Raw genomic sequence first — 6,303 nt, forward strand, 5'->3', positions numbered from 1 at the left:
TAACTGTCAACTGTTAACTATGTAATTATTTTTTCCTTGAGCGGAATTTATGGGCGGCGACAGTACCATCAACCAGACTGAAAAGCTACCGCTGGTAGTAAATCCTGATATTCTCCAGCAAGCTATTCTCTACAAAATAAATACTCGAATTACCGCCCGCGGAGAAATAGTGTTTCCCTGTGTACCGGGGATGCTAAACCACTATCTCCAGTCAATTGAAAAACTATTCACCACTCTCGACAGACCTCTGCCAGCAGACAGAAAAGAGGAACTGAGCAAACTGTTAGCCAGCAAATTAGAACAAGGCTACCAGTCTTCCACTGCTTCGATGCTGATACTTCAATACGAGTCAGTTCAGCCTCCGCAAACTGGTTTAGCTTGCAAAGTGCTCGTGGCGACCTCCACAGTAGGAGAACAGTATAAAAGTTGGGTAGATACCAGGGAAGCTCCCCTATTCGGCTCCCATCCAGATGCCAAATTGATGACAACGGTTGCTGAATTGGGAAGTCCCGATCGCGTGCGGATTTTGGACGTGGGTGCTGGTACCGGCCGCAACACTTTGCCCTTGGCGAGATTGGGCTATGCTGTGGATGCGATCGAACTAACCCCAGCTTTTGCAGAACAGTTACAAACTGCTGCGACAGCCGAAAACTTACCAGTCACAGTGACACTAGGCAATGTACTCGACCCCTTAGTGCGGATGAAACCGGCTCGCTACCAACTTGCAGTCGCCGCCGAAGTCATCTCTCATTTTCGAGACAGCGACGAAGTGCGGCTGTTCCTAGCAAAAATGTGCGATTCCCTCTGTCCCGGAGGTCTATTACTCTTCAGTACATTTTTATCCGTAGGTGACTACCAACCAGATGCTCTCGTGCGACAAGTAGCCCAACTTTCCTGGTCTACTTTATTTACGCCCCAAGAACTGACTGTGGCGATGGAAGGCTTGCCCCTAGCCCCCATCTCCAATGAATTGGTATTTGAGTACGAACGCACCCATCTGCCGGAAGCAGCCTGGCCCCCGACACCCTGGTTTGCCAGTTGGGCCACAGGTCGTGATGTTTTTCCCATGGCCAATGGACGCCCCCCGATGGAATTGCGCTGGATTTTGTGCCGCCGGAGTTAAGAAGCAGAAACACTGAAGAATACTGATCGAGCCAATAACATAAGTTTTGGTTAATTTTTGGTTTTGTAGCTTTTGTACATAAAAATTAATAAAAATTGTACTAGAATATGCAAAGAGTGAAGCTCGATCGAGACAGGTGCAGCTAAAGTTAAGATCGGACAAACTTATTCCTTAAGATAGATGAAATTCTGAGGGAAAAACATAGGCTAATTAATTCTCTCGCTAGATCAGAAATAATCCTGACACACAAATATGCTTTTAACACGTCCACTACAAGCGTTTCGAGCAATCTTCAGGGATAAACCTTCAATGAATAGAACGATCGAACAAAAAAGTAGTAAAAATAATTTTGGGGGGAATATTTATTCCACTCCCAATCAACAAATTGACTGGTCCATCGAAGTGGAAAGACTGATGAATAACGTGAAATCTGCCTGTACCAACGAAGAGATTACCGCATGGCTGCGCGGATTGCTGACAATTGCTTGGGCTGACGGCAACTTTGACGAAAACGAGCAACAACTGATTGCGACTCTAACTCACGATGAATTAAATTTAGTATCTTTGGAGACAGATTTTCAACCAATTACCCCAGAAGAACTAGCTGGTGTGTTAGGCAAAAGTACCGCCAACGGTGAAAATTTCTTGAGAACCGCAGTCATGGTAGCTTTAGCAGACGGTATTTATTCCCTTTGCGAAGATGAATTGCTAGAGAAATTTTGTACAGCATTAGGTCAAAATGTGACAGTGATAGAAGCTCTCCGACACACCATCGAAGGAACCGAATACCCCCTAGAAAAACCCGCAAGCTCAGCAGCGGCTGTGGAGTGGCACGCGGCAACACCCCTCAGTGCAAAACCGCTGCAACCACCCCACAAAGATGTCCTACAACCAGTCAAAGACTGGCTCGACGGCTGGGAAATTCACGACCCCAAGGTGGCACACTTTGTCTGCAAAATGATTCCGCCCCAGTGTCCGTTTGAGCGAGATATTGTGTTATTTGGCCGCAAAATCGTACACATTCCGGCGATGTGCCAGATTAATCCGCTTTACGAACAGTTGGTGGGGATGCGCTTCCGAGCTCTGTGCTATTTAGCCGATGATTGCAAGGAAGATATCTCGTCCTATTGTTAGCCATCAGCCAGGACTCATTAGTTAGTAGCGTTGAAACTACCCAATCTCCCATAGTCGTGGAATAGGAAGACTGTGCGGTCTTAATATTGCAAAACAGGCGAATTATGCTCACAAATGGTATAATTAACCGCTACTTACTAATGACCACTGAGTCGGGAATGGTTGATGGGGAATAGGCAATGGTTCATGGGGAATAACCAATAACCAATAACCAATAACCAATAACCAATAACCAATTACTAATTAAATTATGCAATTTATCGATCGAGCAGATATTCAAGTCGCAGCCGGCAAAGGCGGCGACGGTATGGTTGCTTTTCGCAGAGAAAAGTATGTACCAGCGGGCGGGCCAAGCGGGGGCACCGGCGGGCGGGGCGGTTCAGTATTTATGGTGGCGGTAGAAAGTCTGCAAACCCTGCTAGATTTTCAGTACAACCGCATCTTTAAAGCTGAGGATGGGAAGCGCGGTGCACCGAAAAATATGACCGGGGCTGGTGGGGACGATCGCACAATTGAAGTTCCCTGCGGTACTGTAGTTTACGACGCGGAAACTCAGGCAATTTTAGCAGATTTAGTAACCCCCGGACAGACTTTTTGCGTTGCCAAAGGCGGCAAAGGCGGTTTGGGAAATAAATGTTTTCTCACCAATTCTAACCGCGCTCCAGATTATGCCATGCCCGGTGGAGAAGGAGAACACAAGTTTCTGCGGCTGGAATTGAAGCTATTAGCTGAAGTGGGAATTATTGGTTTACCAAATGCCGGCAAATCTACCCTGATTTCTGCTTTATCCGCCGCTCGTCCTAAGATAGCAGATTATCCGTTTACAACTTTAGTGCCGAATTTAGGCGTAGTCAGAAAACCGACGGGAGACGGTACGGTTTTTGCAGATATTCCAGGATTGATTGAAGGGGCTCACGAAGGTGCCGGTCTGGGTTATGAGTTTTTGCGGCACATTGAACGAACTCGGTTACTACTGCATTTGATCGATGTTACCGATGAAGACCCGATCGCGAATTACATTACAATTCGGGAAGAATTGAAAGCTTACGGGCGAGGTTTGGCAAATAGACCGCAGATTTTGGCTTTTAATAAGGTAGATGCGATCGATCTCAAAAGCGCAGAAATGGATAATTTGATTGCTAGACTTCAAGAAATCAGTGGCTCCCCGATTTTGTCTATTTCCGCTGTCAGTCGAGTGGGATTGGATGAGTTGATGCAGCAGGTTTGGCAGAAACTTGACGAATTGAATGAAAAAGAAGCAGCGGAACTTTTAGCAGTTGCAGTTTCCTAGCCGAAACGGGTTCTGCTTTTCCAGAAATATAGCAACCGCCAAAGCGCCTTGGCGACTGCTATATCCAGTAAGAGTTAAAAACCCGGTTTCTCGCCACCGGTGCGTAGGTGGCCTGTCAAATTTGGTTTGAGTTACGAATCAGCCCGTTGTAATCAATTCTGACCTGTCCATTTCGAGAAACAGTAACAACGCTTTCTATCCTATAGACAGAAGAACCAGGTCTGCTTCCTTTAAAAGAAAATGTCCAAGTACCATCGCCATTGTCTACAAACGGCGCTTCCGAAGAAACACCGTGCATAGAAGGTTCGGCTCGATATTCCCCCAAGCCACCGTTGGCGACTTCTGCTGCTTGACGAGCTAGGTTTTTCGCCCGATTCAGTTCGATATTATTGGAAACAACTGTGATCTCGTCGAATTCACCTTGAGGAGAAGGATTGGCATTACTCGGTGAGGGGGAGACTCCAACAGCCATAATTGATAATGCTACCAGATAAGGAAGCCTGATGTTTGGTTTCATATGGCAAAGTGATTTATAGTTTGTCAGATATACAGCAGTTAAACCAAAAATCCGGTAACAACAAAAAAAAATTTTAAAGCGGCTTCTGCCTTCTGTTTTAATTTTTAAGTTTTACTTTGGCATCAACCGTGGATTCTCCATCATTCAAATACTGATAACTCATCCGAGAAATATCGCGAATCAAACTTTGAGCAGGCTTCTCTGTTTCCGGGGAATGTTTCACCATTACCGCCACTAAATAACGCTTGCCGTTTGGCAAATCTACCATCCCTGCATCGGCTAGCAAAGTGTTAATATTTCCCGTTTTATGAGCAATAATTGCCTCGTCTCCCAAACCTTTGGGTAGCAAACTATCATTTTTAGTTTGCCTCATGATTTGAAAAATGCGATCGCGCGATTTCACTGACACCAAATTACCCCGATCGATCTGGGCAATAATATTAATCAAATCCTTGGGACTGGTAGTATTAGTTCCCTCTAAATCCGGCAATTTAGTGCGAATAACCGTCGCCCTCAAACCCCAGGTTGCAAATTTCTGATTCAAAACTTCTGCACCTCCCAACAACTCAATCATCATATTTGTCGCCGTATTGTCACTGACAACAATCATTTTTTTGGCAACTTCCAAAGCCGAATACTTCCTACCCGGAGGTTGGTCTTGCATCTCTCCCGAACCGCCCACAATGTCTTCGGCGCGTAGGGTCAACATCTGATCTAGTCGCACTTTTCCCTCATCTACAGCTTGGAAAAAAGCTACTAAAATCGGCACTTTAATCGTACTAGCTGAAGCAAAAGTAGTGTCGCCGTTAACATTTAGGTAGCTTCCACTATCTAAATCGACTAAGAATACTCCCGCAGTCAAGCTAGGGTTTTCCGTGGTCAAAACCTGAACTTGCGTTTTGAGGGTGGCTAATTCTTGATTCAGTTGCAGTGCAGGGGGGGCTAAGGTTGTAGCTGTGGCGCTATCACTTTCTGCGGGAGTTTTTTGCCCATTAGCTCCTGGAGCGTTCTGTTCTTGTGCTGTGGAAGCCGATCGACTCACAGCATTCACCACTGACAACATTGTCCCGCAAATCACCGCCATCCCAACTCCCAAAATCAACAAACGAGTAGCGTACACCAGCGGTGGTGTCGTGCTAGGTGTGGGTCGTTTGCGGGGTTTATCGCTGGCTTGGGGGCGCTGTTTGGGGTCGGGGCGTTTTTTGACCTTGGGAGGCGTTTCAGTGTCTGCAATGCGACCTAGATGGGACTGGGAGCGACTTCCGGGACGGGATGCAGGGGTGGTTGGCGGTCTGAGCTGGCTGTTGGGATTGCTGGCCGGACTCAGATTTTCTGGTGTTGGCCCTGGATTCAACAAATCTACAGCAGCGAGGCCTTTTTTGGGAGATTGACGGCTCTTCGACTGGGGAGTTTTGCTGGTTCGGGGTTTTTTACCCGTAATTGGAGATTGGGGATTCGATAAAAAGTCTGGTGTGTTTAATTCTGCGGGGGGAGTTGCAGGGGAATTCGCCCTAATTCTGCTGCCGCTTGGTGGTTCCAATGGTAGAGTCGAAGGTTCTTTTGCTTTACTCGAAGCTGGCGGTTTTGGTTTCTGCGATTGGGTGGAACCGCGGCGGCCTGATTTGCTAGACTGATTTGTTTTGCTCGACTGCTGAGATGATATTGAGGAGATCTCTGAGAATATCGATCGCTTGGGAAACCGCTCTGCCACGTCTTACTCCTTCACCAATGTACACTTCAAATTGCTGATTTTTAATCGGGATCGCTCGCCTTTTGAGCTGGATAATCGGGCAACGCCTGATCCAGAGTATCAGAAACAGGACCGATCGGGTGAGTTTTTCCGATCGCCCATTCTACTTGCCGCAGGATGCCCCGCAACATGGCGACTTCCCCAACGGAAGGATAGGCGCGATTATATAAATGGCGAAATTTTGCCATCCGGCTGGCTGCTGTGTGGGGATGCAAGTATCCCACTTTTAACAACAAAGTTTCTAGTTGCTGGTAGTATCCTTCTAAATTTTCAAAGGTAGCAGAAGCATCTTCTTCCTTCACCGCTTGGGGGAGGTTCTTCTTCATTCCCCCCTTGGGGGGGGTAGGGGGGGGTTCTTCTTCATTCCCCCCTTGGGGGAAGTAGGGGGGAGTTTCCTGATTTTCCTCCCAAGGGGGGGGTGGAGTTTCCTGATTTTCCTCCCAAGGGGGGGGTGGAGTTTCCTGATTTTCCTCCCAAGGGGGGGGTGG

5 protein-coding genes and 1 pseudogene are annotated in these 6,303 nt (G+C 47.1%); 3 read left to right on the plus strand and 3 right to left on the minus strand.

The window, feature by feature from the left end; all coding sequences use genetic code 11:
- Positions 1-49 precede the first annotated feature (49 nt).
- The 3 genes from AAFP11_RS20295 (at position 50) to obgE (ending at position 3,548) form a co-directional block, all read left to right on the plus strand.
- Complete coding sequence (locus AAFP11_RS20295; RefSeq protein WP_341738688.1) at positions 50-1,123, plus strand: class I SAM-dependent methyltransferase; 1,074 nt, start codon at positions 50-52, stop codon at positions 1,121-1,123.
- Positions 1,124-1,432: 309 nt separating this feature from the next.
- Positions 1,433-2,257, plus strand: a complete 825-nt coding sequence (locus AAFP11_RS20300) for a Mo-dependent nitrogenase C-terminal domain-containing protein (RefSeq protein WP_341738689.1) — start codon at positions 1,433-1,435, stop codon at positions 2,255-2,257.
- A gap of 250 nt (positions 2,258-2,507) precedes the next feature.
- Positions 2,508-3,548, plus strand: coding sequence for a GTPase ObgE (gene obgE / locus AAFP11_RS20305; protein ID WP_341738690.1), 1,041 nt, complete (start codon positions 2,508-2,510; stop codon positions 3,546-3,548).
- Positions 3,549-3,663: 115 nt separating this feature from the next.
- Here the strand turns inward: obgE and AAFP11_RS20310 are convergent, their stop codons facing one another.
- From AAFP11_RS20310 to AAFP11_RS20320, 3 genes and pseudogenes are all read right to left on the minus strand, one after another.
- Complete coding sequence (locus tag AAFP11_RS20310) at positions 3,664-4,065, minus strand: hypothetical protein (protein ID WP_341738691.1); 402 nt, start codon at positions 4,063-4,065, stop codon at positions 3,664-3,666.
- A 97-nt stretch (positions 4,066-4,162) separates the two neighbouring features.
- Entirely contained in the window at positions 4,163-5,776 is a 1,614-nt protein-coding gene (locus AAFP11_RS20315; RefSeq protein WP_341738692.1) for a serine hydrolase, read from the minus strand.
- A gap of 41 nt (positions 5,777-5,817) precedes the next feature.
- A pseudogene (locus tag AAFP11_RS20320) lies at positions 5,818-6,303 on the minus strand (hypothetical protein); the annotation flags it as partial.

Source organism: Microcoleus sp. CAWBG640 (genome assembly GCF_020883015.1).
GTDB lineage: Bacteria > Cyanobacteriota > Cyanobacteriia > Cyanobacteriales > Microcoleaceae > Microcoleus > Microcoleus anatoxicus.

What these genes read in the sequence shown, in the direction of transcription:
- AAFP11_RS20295 (WP_341738688.1), top strand. Translation starts at nt 50, where the DNA reads ATGGGCGGCGACAGTACCATCAACCAGACTGAAAAGCTACCGCTGGTA.
- AAFP11_RS20300 (WP_341738689.1), top strand. Translation starts at nt 1,433, where the DNA reads ATGAATAGAACGATCGAACAAAAAAGTAGTAAAAATAATTTTGGGGGG.
- obgE (WP_341738690.1), top strand. Translation starts at nt 2,508, where the DNA reads ATGCAATTTATCGATCGAGCAGATATTCAAGTCGCAGCCGGCAAAGGC.
- AAFP11_RS20310 (WP_341738691.1), bottom strand. Translation starts at nt 4,065, where the DNA reads ATGAAACCAAACATCAGGCTTCCTTATCTGGTAGCATTATCAATTATG.